Origin of the sequence: Massilia niabensis (genome assembly GCF_042655085.1) — a bacterium.
GTDB lineage: Bacteria > Pseudomonadota > Gammaproteobacteria > Burkholderiales > Burkholderiaceae_D > Telluria > Telluria niabensis.
The window spans coordinates 315,489-329,787 of sequence record NZ_JBHSMU010000003.1 but is presented as its reverse complement, the minus strand read 5'-3'; the positions used below and the strand labels follow the sequence as shown (position 1 = coordinate 329,787).

Here is a 14,299-nt window from a genome sequence, read left to right as displayed (position 1 = left end):
TTCCTTTATTTCCTTAGGTTATCGTGGCGAAATCGGCGTTCAACCCCCTGCAAGCGGCGGCACTGGTGGTCGCGGTCTTGATAGCGGTTCCTTTGCTGACCGTGGCGGCGTCGCTGCTGCCCGGCGCCGGCGGCGCGACCTGGGCCCACCTGGCCGACACCGTGCTCGCGTCGTATATTCTCAGCACCCTGTACCTGTGCGCGGTCGTCGGCACCGGTACGGTCGTCATCGGAACCGGCGCCGCCTGGCTGGTCACGATGCATGATTTTCCTGGGCGGCGCCTGTTCGAGTGGGCGCTGGTGCTGCCGCTGGCGGTGCCGACCTACGTGATGGCTTACACCTACACCGACCTGTTCCAGTTCGTCGGGCCGGTCCAGACCTGGCTGCGCGCCACGTTTGCGCTCACGCCAGGCAGCTACTGGTTTCCCGACATACGCACCCTCGGCGGCGCCGCCGTGATCTTCACCTTCGTGCTGTATCCCTATGTGTACCTGCTGGCGCGCTCGACCTTCCTCGAGCGGGCCGGCGGCATGCTCGACGTCGGACGTTCGCTGGGACTGGGGCCATGGCGGCGCTTCTTCATGATCGCCGTGCCGCTGGCGCGTCCCGCCATTGCCGCCGGCGCCGCGCTGGCCTTGATGGAAACGCTGGCCGACTATGGCGCGGTCTCGTATTTCGGCGTTCAAACTTTCACGACAGGGATCTACCGCGCCTGGTTTTCCCTGGGTGACCGCGAGGCGGCGGCGCAGCTGGCTGCGGCCTTGTTGGGCTTTGTGGCGCTGCTGCTCCTGATCGAGCAACTCAGCCGCGCCCGCGCCCGTTTCGACGTCGCCGGCACCCGCCAAACCAGCCATCCCGGCGACCGCCTGACGGGCCTGCGCGCGGCGGCGGCCGTCGTGTTCTGCAGCGTTCCGTTGCTTGCCGGCTTCTTGCTGCCCGCCGCGGTCTTGCTGCAGATGGCCCTCACTAGCGGCGACGCCCAGTTCGGCGAACGCTTCCTTGTGCTTGCCCGGAACAGCTTCGTGCTGGCCGCGCTGGCGGCGGTCCTGGCCGTGGCGATCGCGGTGCTGCTGGCGTATGCGGCGCGCACCGCACGCGGCAACTTGCACCGCAACGTCAACCGCCTGGCCGGGCTCGGCTATGCGCTGTCGGGCACGGTCATCTCGGTGGGAGTGCTGCTGCCGGTGACCCGTCTCGATACCTGGCTGGCCTCGGCCTGGATGCAGCTGACCGGGGTCAACCCGGGCCTGCTGCTAACAGGCGGCATCGCAGCGCTGGTGTACGCCTACCTGGTGCGCTTCCTGGCCGTCTCGCTGCAGACGGTGGAGGCGGGCCTGGGCAAGATCACCACGTCGATGGACGACGCCGCGCGCTCGCTCGGTCACGGCGCGCCGGCCACGCTCTGGCGTATCCACATCCCCATGCTGCGGGGCAGCCTGCTGACGGCCGGCCTGCTGGTGTTCGTGGAAGTCATGAAGGAACTGCCGGCAACCCTGGTCATGCGGCCCTTCAATTTCGACACCTTGGCCACCCAGGCCTATGTGCTCGCGTCCGACGAACGCCTGACCGAAGCCTCGACGGCGGCGCTGGCGATCGTCGCCGTCGGCGTGCTGCCGCTGATGGTGCTGACCCGCGAGATCGCGCGCAGCCGCCATGCGCGCTAGCTTGAAACGAACATTGCCGTGCGGTGCGACCCGGACGGCATTCGAGAACCTGCTGGCAGCCTGTGCAGAAGCGGATCAGCGCCAGCCGGCACGGTCGTAGATCTTCTGGACTTCGGCTTGCTTCGCAGCCAGGGCGCGAACTTTCACGGTATCGGCCTTGAAGGTGCCCATCGCGGCCAGGCCGGGATTGCTGGTCTTGACGCTGGCGACGACAGGCCACTCGTTATTCCCGTCAGCAAAATACACCTGTGCCTGGTTCGATGCCAGGTATTCCAGGAACTTGACCGCGGATTCCTTGTTCGGCGCAGTCTTGAGCATGCCTCCGCCGGAAATGTTCATATGGGCGCCCGTGGCCTTCTGGTTCGGCCAGATGACCGTCACGTTTTCCATGACCTTCTTGTCTTCCGGCTTGTCCGAGCGCAGCATGCGCGCGACATAGTAGGAGTTTGCCAGGGCAACCCCGCACTCGCCGGCAGCGACGGCCTTGATCTGATCGGTGTCGCCGCCTTTCGGCGCGCGCGCAAAGTTCTCTACCAGGCCCTTGGCCCAGGCCTGCGTCTTTTGCTCGCCGTGGTGATTGAGGATGGCGGCGCCGAGCGACAGGTTGTACGGATGGGCGCCGGAACGCACGCACACCTGGCCCTTGAGCTTTGGATTGGCCAGGCTCTCGTAGGTCTGGACATCGGCCGCGTTCACGCGCGCCTTGTTGGCGACGATGACGCGCGCGCGCTGCGAGAACGAGAACCATGTGTCGGTGCGCAGGTGCGCCGGGATACGCTGCGTCAGCACCGCCGATTTGACCGGTGCGAACAAGCCCATTTCCTCGGCCTTGCCCAGCCGGGCCGCGTCGACTGTCAAGAAGACGTCGGCCGGGCTGTAGGCGCCCTCGTTGCGCAGACGCTCGAGCAGTTCGTTTTCGCCCGCTTCGATGCGGTTGATCTTGATTCCGGTCTGCTTGGTGAAATCCGTGTACAGCGCTTCATCGGTCTGGTAATGGCGTGCGGAATACAGGTTCAGTACTTTGTCCTGGCCCAAGGCAGGCAAGGCCACCAGCGAGGCCAAGGAAAGGGCTGCGATTTTGTGCGGGCTCACGATCATCCAGTAGTTAATCAAAACTGCAGGGTAACAAAACGAGCCGGCAGATGCAAATGACACTCATTTGCATCATCGTTGAAAGAACCAGATTCCGATAAACTGAACACCGCAAGCATGGCGGCAAGGGTCAACGATGACGGTATTACGCCGTCTTTTCCTTGAAGAATCCGAGCGTGCGGCTCCATGCCAGCTTCGCCGCCGCCTCGTCATAGCGTGGCGTCGTGTCGTTATGGAAGCCGTGCTCGGCGCCTTCGTACACGAAGTGCTGATAGTCCACCTTGTTCGCCTTGAGCGCCGCCTCGTACGCGGGCCAGCCAGCCAGGATGCGCGCATCCTTGCCGGCGTCGTGGATCATCAGCGGCGCACGGATCCTGCGCACATCGTCGGCGCTCGGCTGGCTGCCATAGAAGGGCACGGCCGCGGCCAGGTCCGGCAGGACCGTGGCCAAGTAATTCGCGATGGCGCCGCCATAGCAGAACCCGACCACCCCGACCTTGCCCGTCGACTGCGCGAGCCCCTTGAGCGCGTACGCTGCGGCGAGGAAATCGGCCCGCGACTTGACCTGGTCCAGCTTCTGGAACAGCGCGCGTGCCTTGTCTTCCTCACCCGGATAGCCACCCAGCGGATGCAGCGCGTCCGGAGCGAAAGCGATGAAGCCCTCCAGCGCCAGCCGGCGCGCGACATCTTCGACATGGGGATTGAGGCCACGATTTTCGTGTACCACCAGGATCGCGGCCAACTTGTCCCTGGCATTGGCGGGAGCGGCCATATAGCCGCGTAGCGTGCCGTAACCCAGCGGAGAGGGAAACTGTTCGTAACTCGTCTTCAGGCGGCTGTCCGACGGCGTGACCAGGGGCGCGGCGAATGAAGGCGACAGCTGGGCCAGCAAGCCCGCCGCTGTCAAGCCACCGGCTGCGTAACGCGAAGCGCTTGCCAGGAATTCGCGGCGCGACAGGCGCCCATGCACATAGCCGTCGAATAGTTGCAGTACCTCGGGATCGAAATCCTTTGCTGTCAGTCGGGTCATGCCGGTGGCCTCTCGAGGTTGGAGTTATTTCGCTAGCATACCCCCGAATTGGATCGGTCAACATTTCACGTTGACATCAGATTAAAATCAGTCTACTGTATTAATTAACTAATACAGTAGACGCCATGACCACCCACTCCGCCCAGCTATTCTCGATTACCACCGGCTCTCCCGAGCCGATCTACCGCCAGCTCGTCGAGCAGGTGCGGCGCCTGGTCGCCGCCGGCCAGATGGCGCCCGGCGACGCGCTGCCCTCGGTGCGCGACGTCGCGCAGGCGCTCGCCCTGAACCCGATGACCGTGTCGAAAGCCTACGGCCTGCTCGAGATGGAAGGGGTGCTGGCGCGCCGCCGCGGCATGGGCATGCTGGTCGCCGAGCGCGCCGGCGCCAGCCACAGCCTGCTTGAACGCGCCGCGCTGCTGCGCCCGACCTTGGAGCGTGCCGCGCTGGAGGCGCGCCAGCTCGAACTCGATCCAGACACCGTCGTTTCCCTCTTCATCCAAATCCTGAAGGAACAAGCATGAACACCCCGATCGTCGAGATCTCCTCGATCAGCAAGCATTTCGGCAGCCAACCCGTATTGAACGGCCTCGAATGGCAAGTACGCCCGGGCCAGATCATCGGCCTGCTGGGCCGCAACGGCGCCGGCAAGTCGACCCTGCTCGAATGCCTGCTCGGCCTGCGCGAAACGGATGGCGGTTCGGTGCGCATCTACGGCGAGGACGTGCGCAACCTGTCCGACGCCACGCGCGCCCGGATCGGCTACGTGCCGCAGAAGTCCGACCTGTTCGACTGGCTCACGCCGCGCCAGATGCTCGACTACTTCAAGGCCTTGTACCCGCGCTGGAACGATGCCAAGGTCGACGCGCTGCTCGCGCGCTGGGGCTTCGACAAGCTCATGCAGAACAAGCCGATCAGTAAACTGTCGGGCGGCGAGCAGCAGCGCCTGTCGATCATCCGCGCGCTCGGCCCCGATCCGGAACTGCTGATCCTCGACGAGCCGGTTTCCAGCCTCGACCCGGTCGGCCGCCGCGACTTCCTGCGCGAGCTGATCGACGGCGTCATCGAGCATGGCACCACGGTGGTGTTCTCGACCCACATCCTGTCGGACCTGGAACGGGTCGCCCTCGACATCGCCTTCCTGAAGGACGGCAAGATTACCTTGCAAGGCCATCTCGACGACTTGTTGGAAGGCGCGCGGGGCCAGGCCGGTACGCGCGCCGAGCCGCTCAGCCTGGAAGACCTGTTCATCGAGGTCACGCAATGAACGCGGCGCTGCGCGACTATGCGCTCCTGTACCGTATAGCGCTCGCGAAATTCCGTGCACGCAATTATGCAGTGCTGTGCTGCCTGGCGCTGTTGTTTGCGCTGTTCGTCGGGATGCTTACGTGGATGAAGACCTCCGACCCGTTTGCGGTCGTGGCCAACTGCCTGCGCGCCGTGTTCGGCATCATCGCCTTCGCCGGACTGGTGGTGTTCGTACCGGCCGCGGTCAAGATGAATACCCCGGCAAATGCAGTGCTGGTGCCGCGCCTGCGCCGCCGCCTGATGGGCTTGACAGTGCTGGTATGGCTGTTTGCTACCGTGATGGGCACGCTGCTGGCTTCGGGCTCGATCGTCCCTGTGCAGATCGCCTTCCTTGCCGTGGGGCTCTGGATCGTCGGCTTCGGCCTCTTCTGTAGCGGCCATCAGGCCGGCATGGGATTCCTGTTCCTGCTCCCGATGGCGTACATCTCGCGAGCCTTCCCTGTCGACTGGATAGCATGGTTCGCCAAGGCCCCCGTGGTGGTGGTGGCAAGTCTGCTGATGCTGGCCTTGGGCGCATATACGGTCAAGACCATGTTCCCTTGCGGCGGCGACCGTCATTTTCGCCAGCGCGCGGCGCAGGCGCTGGCAACGAACCGGATGAGCGGCGAGGAGCAGTTCAGGCAGCCGCACGTTTCCCGCCTCGGCCTCTGGGCCTACAGGGCCTCCCTGGCGCGCGACTGTGCTCGCCGTGATGCAGGCGCGCTGCTGATGCACGTGCTCGGACCGGCCACGCATTGGACCCAGCGCTTCCTGCCGATGGTCGTGTTCGTCGCGACGGCGACGCTTGTGATGGCCGTCGCGCGCCACTTCGCCCCGGCGGGCATGCTGAAGGCGCTCGCTGCCGGCAGCTGGGTCGTTGTTTCATCGGCGCTGTTCGTGCAGGTGTTCGACCACCACCGCCGCCTGATGCGCCTGTCGCTGACCGGCGGCGAGCAAAACCTGGTGAGGCTGGCCCCCGCCATGCCTGGCGCCGCCGACCGGTTTAATCGCCGGCTCGGGGGGCGCCTGCTGCTGGCCGGCCTGGGCGAATGGGTGATGGTGTCGGCCGCGGTCCTCTTGCTGCTGGCGCTGATCGGTGTGCCGGCGCCGATCCGCGTGGTGTCCGCCTGCTTCTGCTTCCTGACCCTGCCGCTGGCCGCGTCAAGCCTACGCAACCATGCCCGCCGCAGTGTGACAGGAGGCTGGTGGCCGTTCGTATGGCTGCTCGTTTCGCTGGGCGTGTGCCTCCTGGCCGGTGCGCTCATGCATCGCATGCTGGGCACATCGACCTTGCTGGCGGCTGTGCTTGCGGCAGTAGTGTGGACGGGCGTGGCCGTGGCCTGGCGCTGGCGCCGGCTGGCCGCCGCGCCGCACGCCTTCCCGGTGGGCCGCCTGGCGTGAATCAGTGCGCGCGCTTCTGCACCAGCGCGCTGCCAATGCCGTGGCGCTTGCCCTCGCTAACCGCCGTCACCGTGCCGTCCGGATTGAACACGATGGCGTTGGCGGCGCCGATCTCCTCGGGCGGGTGCTCGGGTCCATTCGCCCACTTGTGGCCGAAGGCCGCCAGGGCCCGCGCCTGCGCGCTGCCGGGGAAGCCCGGCTCCACCGAGGTCGTGGCGCCGTTGCGCTCGGACAGGCGCGGCGCGTTCAGCGCCTGGTCCATCGGCATGCCGAAGTCGATGTGATTGACGATCGTCTGCAGCACCGTCGTGATGATCGTCGATCCGCCCGGGCTGCCGATAGTGAATGCCGGCTTGCCGTCCTTGAACGCGATGGTCGGCGCCATGCTGCTGCGCGGGCGCTTGCCCGCTTCCGGCACGTTCGGGTGCGGGCCTGAAAAATCGAAGTCGGTCATCTCGTTGTTCAGCAAGAAGCCGTAGCCCGGCACCACGATGCCGCTGCCGCCCCAGGATTCGATGGTGAAGGTGTAGGAGACGATATTGCCCTCCTTGTCGGAGACGGTGAAGTGGGTCGTATGCGCGCTTTCCTGGCCCAGCCTGCGTTGCGGGAGCTGGGGGCGCAGCGGGACGCTCGGGTCCTGCTGAAACGCATACGGGTCGCCGGCCGCCACATTCAGTGCCGCGCGCTGCATGTCGATCGCGGCGCGGCGCCCCTTCGCATATTCCTTCGAAAGCAAACCGGCAACCGGCGCCTCCACGTATTCCGGGTCCGCCAGGTAGGCGTTGCGGTCGGCAAAGGCGAGCCGGCTCGCTTCCAGGTACAGGTGCTCGGCCTGGGCGCGCGGCATCGCTTTCAGGTCGTAGCCTTCCAGGATGTTCAGGGCCTCGGCGACGGTGACGCCGCCGCTGCTCGGCAGGGGCATGCCGACAATTTCATAGCCGCGGTAGGTGCTGACGACCGGCTGGCGGATGCGCGCTTCGTAGTTGGCCAGGTCGGCCAGCGTCATCCTGCCGGGCCGTACGCTGACGCCCTGTGCCGCCGGCGGCCGGTTGACGGCGTCGACGATGGCACGTGCCATGGGGCCTTCGTAGAACGCGCGCTGTCCGCGCGCGGCAATCTCGCGGTAGGCTTTCGCCATGTCCGGGTTGCGCAGCAGCGTGCCCGGTTTTACTGCCTTGCCGCCCCTCAGGTAGAGCGCGCTGGTCGTGCCGAATTGCTGGAATTTTTTTTCATTTTGCTGCGTCAGATGGGAGAACGTGTCGCTCACCGTAAAGCCTTTCGTGGCCACGTCGATCGCCGGCGCCAGCACCTGTTTGAAATTCATGCTGCCATAGCGTTCGAGCGCTTCGTGCCAGCCGCGCACCGTGCCGGGCACGCCGACCGCCGCGCCGCTGGCGATGGCTTTCTCGTAATCGAGCTCTTTGCCGTTCTCGAGGAAGACCGCCGGCGTAAACGAGGCGGGCGCCGTTTCGCGACTGTCTATCGTGATGGCACGCTTGTCCTTGGCGAGGTAGATCACCATGAAGCCGCCGCCGCCGATGCCGCAGCTGAAGGGATCGGTCACGCCCAGCGTGGCGGCGGCCGCCACCGCGGCGTCGATCGCGTTGCCGCCCTTATTCAGGATGGCGAGCGCCGACTGCGAGGCCTGTTCGCTGATGGTGGCGACCGCGCCGCCGGTACCCGTGGCCACCGGCGTTTTCGCCAGCGCGAGCGGCGCGTGCAGGATGATCGACAGGGTGAGGCCGCAGGCGAGGGCAGTGGCGGGTCTGGTCATGGGCGCAATCGGAAAGGGTAGGGAGCGGATGTGTCTGGCGAGCATAGCAAAAACGCCACGGCAATGCGCGAATCGCCAGTCATATAGCCGTCACATGGCGGTCACACGCCGGTCACACTCCATGACTAGACTGCGCTGGTCACTTAACCAAGCTCTCCAACCCGGACCACGACAAAAATGAAAATCCAGCACATGTTCAAAACGATGATCGCCGGCGCCGCCGCAGCGATGGTGATGTCTTCCTCCTTCGCCGCCGATGTGACCGGTGCTGGCGCGACCTTCCCGTACCCGATCTACGCCAAGTGGGCCGAATCGTACAAGGCCGCCACCGGCAACAGCATGAACTACCAGTCGGTCGGCTCGGGCGCCGGCATCAAGCAGATCAAGGCCAAGACCGTCGACTTCGGTGCTTCGGACATGCCCTTGAAAGCGGCGGAACTCGAGGAAGCCGGCCTGATGCAGTTCCCGGCCATCATGGGCGGCGTGGTCGCCGTCGTCAACGTCGAAGGCGTGAACCCGGGCCAGCTCAAGCTCACCGGCCCGGTCCTGGCCGACATCTACCTCGGCAAAGTCACCAAGTGGAATGACGGGGCGATCGCCGCGCTGAACCCGGGCGTGAAACTGCCGGACGCGAACATCACCGTCGTGCACCGCGCCGACAGCTCGGGCACCTCCTTCCTGTTCACCGACTACCTGTCGAAAGTGAACCCGGAATTCCAGACGAAAATCGGCGCCGGCACCTCGGTCAAGTGGGCGACGGGCGTGGGCGGCAAGGGCAACGAAGGCGTCGCCGCCAACGTGCAGCGCATCAAGGGCTCGATCGGTTATGTGGAGTGGGCCTATGCCAAGAAGAACAAGCTGTCGCACACCCAGTTGAAGAACAAGGATGGCCAGTTCCTGCAGCCTGACGACGAACATTTCAAGGCCGCCGCCGCCAGCGCCGAATGGACCAAGACCCCGGGCTTCGCCGTGATCCTGACCGACACCGCCGGCAAGAACAGCTGGCCAATCACGGGTGTGTCCTACATCCTGATGCACAAGGCGCAGGCTGATGCGGCCAAGGGCAAGGAAGTCGTGAAGTTCTTCGACTACGCCTTCAAGAACGGCGCCGCCGCCGCAGCCGAGCTGGACTACGTGCCGATGCCGGCATCGGTCGTCAAGCTGGTGCAGGGCGCGTGGAAAGGGCAGCTGAAGGACGCGTCGGGCGCGGCGATTTATTGATTCACGAATGGGCGAAGGCCCGTTGAATTACCGGTAATTGGCGGCGGTCCTCATGGGCCGCCGTTTTTTTTCGTTAGCGGCCGCGTGCCCTACGTTACGCCGCCTTCAACAATAAAAAAGCGGCCCTCGCGGGGCCGCCTGTCCTGCACAAGCCCTGGCTTATACAAACGCCGCCAGCGCGCCTTTCATTTTCTTCAGGGCCGCCGATTCGATCTGGCGAATCCGCTCGGCCGATACGCCGAACTCTTCAGCCAGCGTGTGCAGCGTCGCACCCGAGCCGTCGTCGTTCGCCAGCCAGCGTGCTTCGACGATGCGGCGCGAACGCGGGTCGAGCTTGCCGAGCGCGGTTTCCAGGCCTTCGGACTGCAGGCGCGTGACCTGCTCGGCTTCGAGCACCTTGGTCGGCTCCTGCTGGTCCGACGACAGGTAGGCGATCGGCGAGAACTTGTCGTCCTCGTCATCGGTTGGCGCTTCCAGGGCGATGTCGCGGCCCGAGAGGCGCGTTTCCATCTCGATCACTTCTTCGCGCTTGACGTCGAGCATCTTCGCCAGGTCGTCGACCTGGGTCGGCGTCATCGCATCGAGGCCGACCTTGTTGCTGCGCAGGTTGAAGAACAGCTTGCGCTGGGCTTTGGTCGTAGCGACCTTTACCAGGCGCCAGTTCTTCAAGATGTATTCATGCATCTCGGCCTTGATCCAGTGCATGGCGTACGACACCAGGCGCACGCCCTGGTTCGGGTCGAAGCGCTTGACTGCCTTCATCAGACCGATGTTGCCTTCCTGGATCAGGTCGGCGTGCGGCAGGCCGTAGCCGAGGTAGCCGCGCGCAATCGACACCACCAGGCGCAGGTGCGACAGCACCAGTTTCTGTGCGGCGTCGAGATCGTTCGCTTCCCGCAGCCGCTTTGCCAGCGAGACTTCTTCCTCGTGGGTCAGCATCGGCAGGCGGTTCACCGCGGAAATATACGCGTCGATGTTACCGAGATTGCCGGTGAAGCCAAGTCCCAGAGCACGATTGCTGGTTGGAACCAATGCGGATTGTGCGGACATTATGTTTTCCTCGTAGAGTCGTCTTTGCTGCATCGTCAACGTTTGCCGGGACACCCCGGAGCTGACTGCACACCATCGTGCCTGATGCGGTACAAGCCTTGTATACCTTCACTTGAGGACATATATTAGCACTCTCTAGGGGTGAGTGCTAGCGGCCCCCTCATAGGAGAGGAACGTTTAAGTCTGCTTAAAGTATTGCTTATCAGTATTTAAAAAAAGATCAGATTTACTGTAGAGCAGAACCTTGCAAAATTATTGATAGACCTCAAATGTGTGGCTTGTGCCAGCGTTTAGACCGCAGGTTACGGGGACAGCACCCCCGTTTTCTGTTAGTTGGCGCACCCTGCGCGAAGTTCGGCAGCCTGTGCGACAAATTCCCGCGTGGTCGCGGCGTGGAGGACTACAAGAAGTGTTTGTGGTGAAACGTCGGATGGGGTACTTGAGGCCAATGGCCTCAAGTACGTGCCCACTTTATGAAGTCTTCAGCTCAGCCGCGCCAGATGGCGCTGCACCGACAGCATCGCCCCGGTCAAGCCAAGCCCCGCGCTGATTGCCAGCAATCCAGCCAGTTCCAGCGCCCCCAGCGGCGCCAGCTGGAATTCCGACGCGTACAGCCGCGCAAACTCCGCAATCGCCGCGTTCAGCGGGTTCAGGGCCAGCGCCACCGCGCCCAGTGCCACGGCGCCGGCGCACAGGCCGAGCAGGGCGCCCGTGTAATAGAACGGGCGGTGAATGAAGTTGTCGGTTGCGCCCAGCAGTTTGGAGACGGCGATTTCCTCGCGCTGGGTCAGCACCTGCAGGCGGATCGTGTTGAACACGACGGCGATCACCACCACGCTCAGGGTAATGGCCAGCAGCAGCAGCGCCAGGCGAAGGATGCCCAGCAGGGCGGCCAGGCGCTTGACCCAGGCGGAATCCACCTGCACGGTATCGACCTGCGGCAGCGCGCTCATCTTTTCGACGATGCCGTCGATGCGCGCCGCATCGGCATTGTTCGAAAAACCCTCGAGCTTCATGATGTAGCTGTCGGGCAGGGGATTCTCGCCCAGGGTGTCGAGAGCGGCCGACAGCCCGCTGCGTTCCTTCAGGTCGCCCAGCGCCCGCTCGCGCGGCACGAACACGATGCGCGCGCCGCTGCCCTGCAGGATCTGGCGCAGCTGCGGCTCGAGCGCCTGCGCGTCCTCGCGCGAGGCCTCGGGCTTGACGAACAGGCTCACCTCCGGGTCGACCGACAGTTGCTCCGACATGGGGCGCACGTTGTCGAGCAGGGTGATGCCCGCGAAGGGCAGGGCGAGCGCGACGGCGACGACCAGCACGTTGAACAGGAAACTGCCCGGCGACTTGCGCAGGTGCGAGAACGCCGCGCCGAAGGCGAAACGGTGGTGGCGGATCCACGGGCTCATACGGCACCTCCGACGCCGTCAGTGGCACGGTCGGCAGCAGCGCGGTCGGCAATGCGGCGGTCGGTAGCGGCGCGCTCGGCCAGGACATGGTCGCCGGCCTCACCGGCAGACACGAGTTGCCCGTGCTCGAGCCGGATCACGCGCGCAGCGCGATCGAGCACCTGCTCGTCGTGCGTCGAGATGACGCAGGTGACGCCAACCGAATTGAAGGCACGCAGGGCGTCGAGCACCTTGTCGGCCGCCACGCGGTCGAGATTGGCCGTCGGTTCGTCGGCCAGGATGATCTGCGGCCGGTTGACGATCGCGCGGGCAATCGCCACGCGCTGCTGCTCGCCGCCCGACAGTTCGAGCGGATGCGCACGCGCGCGGTCGAGCAGGCCGACCTTGTCGAGCGCTGCCCGGGCGCGGCCCTCGGCCGGGCCCATGGGCGCACCTGACACCAACAGCGGCAGCATGACATTGGCCAGGATATTGCGGTCGTTGAGCAGGCGCTGGTGCTGGAAGATCAGCCCGAGCTTGCGCCGCAGGAAGGGGATGCTCGGCCTTTTCAGCTTGCCGATGTCCTGCCCGAAGACGATCACGCGCCCGCTGCTGGGGCGCTCGATGGCGGCGACCATTTTCATCAGGGTCGACTTGCCGGCGCCGGACGGGCCGGCCAGGTACACCAGCTCGCCCTTGTCGATGTTCAGGGAGACCTCGCGCAGGGCGGTGGCCTCGGCGGAATACTGCTTGGAAACGGAATGGAACTCGATCATCGGCGGCGACTCTTATCTCTTAACCCAGCAGCGCTTCGACGAATTCTTCAGCATCGAATGGCTGCAGGTCGTCCAGCTTTTCGCCCACGCCGATGAAGTACACCGGAATCGGGCGGGTACGGGCAATCGCGGCCAGCACGCCGCCCTTGGCAGTGCCGTCGAGCTTGGTAATCACCAGGCCCGTCAGCTGCAGCGCATCGTCGAAGGCTTTGACTTGGGCCAGGGCGTTCTGGCCGGTGTTGCCGTCGATGACGAGCAGGGTCTCGTGCGGGGCGCCATCCATGCCCTTGCCGATCACGCGCTTGATCTTCTTGAGTTCTTCCATCAGGTGCAGCTGGGTCGGCAGGCGGCCGGCGGTATCGACCATGACGACGTCGACGCCGCGCGCCTTGCCCGACTGGACCGCGTCGAACGCGACCGCGGCCGGGTCGCCCGAGGCCTGCGAGATCACGGTGACGTTGTTGCGCTGGCCCCAGACCATCAGCTGCTCGCGCGCGGCGGCGCGGAAGGTGTCGCCGGCGGCCAGCAGCACCGACTGCTCGGAGCGCTGCATGTGCTTGGCCAGCTTGCCGATGGTCGTGGTCTTGCCGGCGCCGTTGACGCCGGAAATCATCATCACCAGCGGCTCGTGGCGGCCCAGTTCGAGCGGCTTTTGCAGGGGCGCGAGCATCTCGACCATCAATTCCTTCAGCGCGGCCTTGACGGCGGCTGCGTCGAGCAGCTTCTCGTCCTTGACCTTGCGGCGCAGGCTGTCGAGCAAATGCTGGGTCGCATCCATGCCGGCGTCCGACATCAGCAGGGCGGACTCGAGTTCCTCGTACAGGTCTTCATCGATGCGCGCGCCGACGAACAGCAGCGACAGGTTGCTCGAGGTCTTGGACAGGCCGGCCTTCAGGCGCGTCATCCACGACTTTTTCTTCTCGGCCTCGGTGGTCGGGCGTTCGGCCGTCTCTTCGATGAAGAGCTCGACTTCAGGCAAGGGGGCGGGTGCCAGCGAGGGGCCTGGTGCCAGGGCCGGCGCTGCAGGCGCGGCGGCAGGCGCCGGAGGCGGAGCGACGGTCTTGGCGACTTCAGGCAGCAGCGCGGTATCCGCAGGCGCGGTATCCGGAGCCGGCGTCTCAGGGGCTTTTTTTCTTTTAAAGAAACTAAACATGGATGTGTGTTGGCGGGTAGTGCATGCACATGCCGGCTTTGGCAGCCGGCACGACGAAAAGGGTCGCGCGTATTCTACCAGAGGGACGTACTGACGAATCGGCAAGGCCCAGGCGAACACGGCGTGCGGAAACGCGACAGTTCCGCCGTCCGGCCGGCCGTCATTCGGGTAGCCTGGCTCGCCCGGCTGTGCGCACTGGCAGCGCAGGCGCAAGGAAGGTAGATTCGGCCTATGCTCATCCAGACCGACAGGACCGCAGATGAAACTTCCACGATTTCTCCGCCGCCTGATCGGCGGCGACAAGCCCGGTGACCGCGGCGCCGCCGCCATGCGCAACGCCGTGGTCTGGATTTTCATTACCCTGGTGGCGCTGTTCCTGACCGAGCAGCACAGCCTGTTCGACGGACCGGTGCCGCTGCCGCCAGAGCTCGGGCTGGAGCCAAGCTACTCCCGTTGAGCCAGGGTCGCG

13 protein-coding genes are annotated in these 14,299 nt (G+C 65.0%); 6 read left to right on the top strand and 7 right to left on the bottom strand.

Annotated features, from left to right (window positions below; genetic code table 11):
• Positions 1-23: 23 nt before the first annotated feature.
• The gene (locus ACFPN5_RS01600; protein ID WP_379779406.1) at positions 24-1,664 is read left to right on the top strand and encodes an ABC transporter permease; all 1,641 of its coding nucleotides are present in this window, start codon (positions 24-26) and stop codon (positions 1,662-1,664) included.
• A gap of 75 nt (positions 1,665-1,739) precedes the next feature.
• Here the strand turns inward: ACFPN5_RS01600 and ACFPN5_RS01595 are convergent, their stop codons facing one another.
• Together ACFPN5_RS01595 and ACFPN5_RS01590 are read right to left on the bottom strand one after the other, a co-directional pair.
• The gene (locus ACFPN5_RS01595) at positions 1,740-2,762 is read right to left on the bottom strand and encodes a Fe(3+) ABC transporter substrate-binding protein (protein WP_379779404.1); all 1,023 of its coding nucleotides are present in this window, start codon (positions 2,760-2,762) and stop codon (positions 1,740-1,742) included.
• Between the two features lie 139 nt (positions 2,763-2,901).
• Entirely contained in the window at positions 2,902-3,786 is an 885-nt protein-coding gene (locus ACFPN5_RS01590; protein ID WP_379779402.1) for a dienelactone hydrolase family protein, read from the bottom strand.
• Positions 3,787-3,911: 125 nt separating this feature from the next.
• Here ACFPN5_RS01590 and ACFPN5_RS01585 point away from each other — a divergent pair, with 125 nt between their 5' ends.
• Genes ACFPN5_RS01585 through ACFPN5_RS01575 form a run of 3 tightly spaced genes read left to right on the top strand, consistent with a single transcriptional unit; the run spans position 3,912 to position 6,474 of the window.
• Positions 3,912-4,310, top strand: a complete 399-nt coding sequence (locus ACFPN5_RS01585; protein ID WP_379779400.1) for a GntR family transcriptional regulator — start codon at positions 3,912-3,914, stop codon at positions 4,308-4,310.
• Positions 4,307-5,053 carry an ABC transporter ATP-binding protein gene (locus ACFPN5_RS01580; RefSeq protein WP_379779398.1) on the top strand — a complete coding sequence of 249 codons (747 nt, stop codon included), beginning with the start codon at positions 4,307-4,309 and terminating at the stop codon, positions 5,051-5,053. Before ACFPN5_RS01585 ends, ACFPN5_RS01580 begins: the two co-directional genes overlap by 4 nt.
• Complete coding sequence (locus tag ACFPN5_RS01575; protein ID WP_379779396.1) at positions 5,050-6,474, top strand: hypothetical protein; 1,425 nt, start codon at positions 5,050-5,052, stop codon at positions 6,472-6,474. The genes ACFPN5_RS01580 and ACFPN5_RS01575 overlap by 4 nt, the downstream gene beginning before the upstream one ends.
• A 1-nt stretch (position 6,475) precedes the next feature.
• Here the strand turns inward: ACFPN5_RS01575 and ggt are convergent, their stop codons facing one another.
• On the bottom strand, positions 6,476-8,248 hold the full coding sequence (ggt, locus tag ACFPN5_RS01570; protein WP_379779394.1) for a gamma-glutamyltransferase: 1,773 nt from the start codon (positions 8,246-8,248) through the stop codon (positions 6,476-6,478).
• A gap of 192 nt (positions 8,249-8,440) precedes the next feature.
• Between ggt and pstS the strand changes: the two genes are divergently transcribed.
• Entirely contained in the window at positions 8,441-9,469 is a 1,029-nt protein-coding gene (pstS, locus tag ACFPN5_RS01565) for a phosphate ABC transporter substrate-binding protein PstS (RefSeq protein ID WP_379779392.1), read from the top strand.
• Between the two features lie 159 nt (positions 9,470-9,628).
• Here the strand turns inward: pstS and rpoH are convergent, their stop codons facing one another.
• From rpoH to ftsY, 4 genes are all read right to left on the bottom strand, one after another.
• On the bottom strand, positions 9,629-10,519 hold the full coding sequence (gene rpoH / locus ACFPN5_RS01560; RefSeq protein WP_379779390.1) for an RNA polymerase sigma factor RpoH: 891 nt from the start codon (positions 10,517-10,519) through the stop codon (positions 9,629-9,631).
• A gap of 482 nt (positions 10,520-11,001) precedes the next feature.
• Positions 11,002-11,922, bottom strand: a complete 921-nt coding sequence (ftsX, locus tag ACFPN5_RS01555) for a permease-like cell division protein FtsX (protein WP_379779388.1) — start codon at positions 11,920-11,922, stop codon at positions 11,002-11,004.
• Positions 11,919-12,677: a cell division ATP-binding protein FtsE gene (locus ACFPN5_RS01550; protein ID WP_379779386.1), complete on the bottom strand. Its 759-nt coding sequence runs from the start codon at positions 12,675-12,677 to the stop codon at positions 11,919-11,921. The genes ftsX and ACFPN5_RS01550 overlap by 4 nt, the downstream gene beginning before the upstream one ends.
• Before the next feature lie 19 nt (positions 12,678-12,696).
• Positions 12,697-13,830 carry a signal recognition particle-docking protein FtsY gene (gene ftsY / locus ACFPN5_RS01545; protein WP_379779384.1) on the bottom strand — a complete coding sequence of 378 codons (1,134 nt, stop codon included), beginning with the start codon at positions 13,828-13,830 and terminating at the stop codon, positions 12,697-12,699.
• Between the two features lie 259 nt (positions 13,831-14,089).
• On the opposite strand from ftsY, the gene ACFPN5_RS01540 reads away from it, so the two are divergent.
• A complete protein-coding gene (locus ACFPN5_RS01540; RefSeq protein WP_379779382.1) occupies positions 14,090-14,287 on the top strand; it encodes a hypothetical protein in 198 nt (65 codons plus the stop codon).
• The last annotated feature ends 12 nt before the right edge of the window (positions 14,288-14,299 follow it).

Excerpts from the sequence above, each read along its gene's own strand:
- pstS (WP_379779392.1), top strand. The coding sequence starts at position 8,441 with ATGTTCAAAACGATGATCGCCGGCGCCGCCGCAGCGATGGTGATGTCT.
- ACFPN5_RS01550 (WP_379779386.1), bottom strand. The coding sequence starts at position 12,677 with ATGATCGAGTTCCATTCCGTTTCCAAGCAGTATTCCGCCGAGGCCACC.
- rpoH (WP_379779390.1), bottom strand. The coding sequence starts at position 10,519 with ATGTCCGCACAATCCGCATTGGTTCCAACCAGCAATCGTGCTCTGGGA.
- ACFPN5_RS01590 (WP_379779402.1), bottom strand. The coding sequence starts at position 3,786 with ATGACCCGACTGACAGCAAAGGATTTCGATCCCGAGGTACTGCAACTA.
- ftsY (WP_379779384.1), bottom strand. The coding sequence starts at position 13,830 with ATGTTTAGTTTCTTTAAAAGAAAAAAAGCCCCTGAGACGCCGGCTCCG.
- ACFPN5_RS01575 (WP_379779396.1), top strand. The coding sequence starts at position 5,050 with ATGAACGCGGCGCTGCGCGACTATGCGCTCCTGTACCGTATAGCGCTC.
- ACFPN5_RS01540 (WP_379779382.1), top strand. The coding sequence starts at position 14,090 with ATGAAACTTCCACGATTTCTCCGCCGCCTGATCGGCGGCGACAAGCCC.
- ACFPN5_RS01595 (WP_379779404.1), bottom strand. The coding sequence starts at position 2,762 with ATGATCGTGAGCCCGCACAAAATCGCAGCCCTTTCCTTGGCCTCGCTG.
- ACFPN5_RS01585 (WP_379779400.1), top strand. The coding sequence starts at position 3,912 with ATGACCACCCACTCCGCCCAGCTATTCTCGATTACCACCGGCTCTCCC.
- ftsX (WP_379779388.1), bottom strand. The coding sequence starts at position 11,922 with ATGAGCCCGTGGATCCGCCACCACCGTTTCGCCTTCGGCGCGGCGTTC.
- ACFPN5_RS01580 (WP_379779398.1), top strand. The coding sequence starts at position 4,307 with ATGAACACCCCGATCGTCGAGATCTCCTCGATCAGCAAGCATTTCGGC.
- ggt (WP_379779394.1), bottom strand. The coding sequence starts at position 8,248 with ATGACCAGACCCGCCACTGCCCTCGCCTGCGGCCTCACCCTGTCGATC.